Source organism: Streptomyces sparsus (assembly GCF_054776295.1).
This window is the reverse complement of record NZ_BAAHCA010001355.1, coordinates 1-964: the sequence shown is the minus strand read 5'-3', so window position 1 is coordinate 964 and position 964 is coordinate 1. Positions and strand designations below refer to the sequence as shown.

General features: G+C 75.4%; 1 protein-coding gene. It reads right to left on the bottom strand.

Translation table 11 applies throughout. The features are described 5' to 3' along the window. Positions 1 to 242 precede the first annotated feature (242 nt). A partial coding sequence (locus tag ACYVE9_RS28390) for a dihydrolipoamide acetyltransferase family protein (RefSeq protein WP_461030755.1) occupies positions 243 to 964 on the bottom strand: 722 nt, incomplete at its 5' end.

Sequence of the window (964 nt, the reverse complement as noted above, 5' to 3'; positions counted from 1 at the left end):
CCGCCGGGTGGCGCCGCCGGCGGTGTCGGGCAGCGCTCCGGTGTGCGTGCCGGAGCGCGCGTGGTGGTGCTGATCCATGACTTCACCCTCCCCGAGCGCGGGGCGCAGGGCCACGTGCCCGCGCTCCCCCGCAGCCAGACGGCGGCAGGGGGTCCGCGGTTGCCCCGCCCTCGGCGACGGTCGACTCAGCCCGGACCGGGCCTGATGGGGAGGGGCCGGGCCTGATGGGGAGGCGGACCGGGTCAGAGGGTGCGCAGCAGGACGGCCGGCTGCTCCACGCAGTCCGCGACGTAGCGCAGGAAACCGCCCGCGGTACCGCCGTCGCACACCCGGTGGTCGAAGGTGAAGGACAGCTGGACGACCTGCCGGACCGCCAACTCCCCCTGGTGCACCCACGGTTTGGGGGTGATGCGGCCGACTCCGAGCATCGCCGCCTCGGGGTGGTTGAGGATCGGCGTCGAGCCGTCCACGCCGAAGACGCCGTAGTTGTTGAGGGTGAACGTGCCGCCGGTGAGCTGCGCCGGCGTGAGGCGTCCCTTCCGGGCGGCCTCGGTGAGCCGGGTGAACTCGGCGGTGAGGTCCTCGACGTTGCGCCGGTGCGCGTCGGTGACGACCGGCACGACCAGGCCGCGCGGGGTCTGGGCCGCGAAGCCCAGGTGGACGGCCGGCAGCCGCACCAGCTCCTGCGCCTCGGTGTCGACGTAGGTGTTGAGGTCGGGGTAGCGGGCCAGCGCGGCGGTGCAGACGCGGGCCAGCAGCGCCAGCAGCGAGACCTTCGGGCCGCCGGCGGCGTTCATGGCGTGCCGGGCGGCGAGCAGTTCGGCGGCGTCCGCGTCGGCGCAGCAGGTGGCGTCGGGTATCTCCCTGCGGCTGCGGGAGAGCTTCTCGGCGACGGCGCCCAGCACGCCCCTCAGCGGCACCCGCTCGCCCTCGGGCGCGATGCGGACCGCCGAGGCGGCTGCCG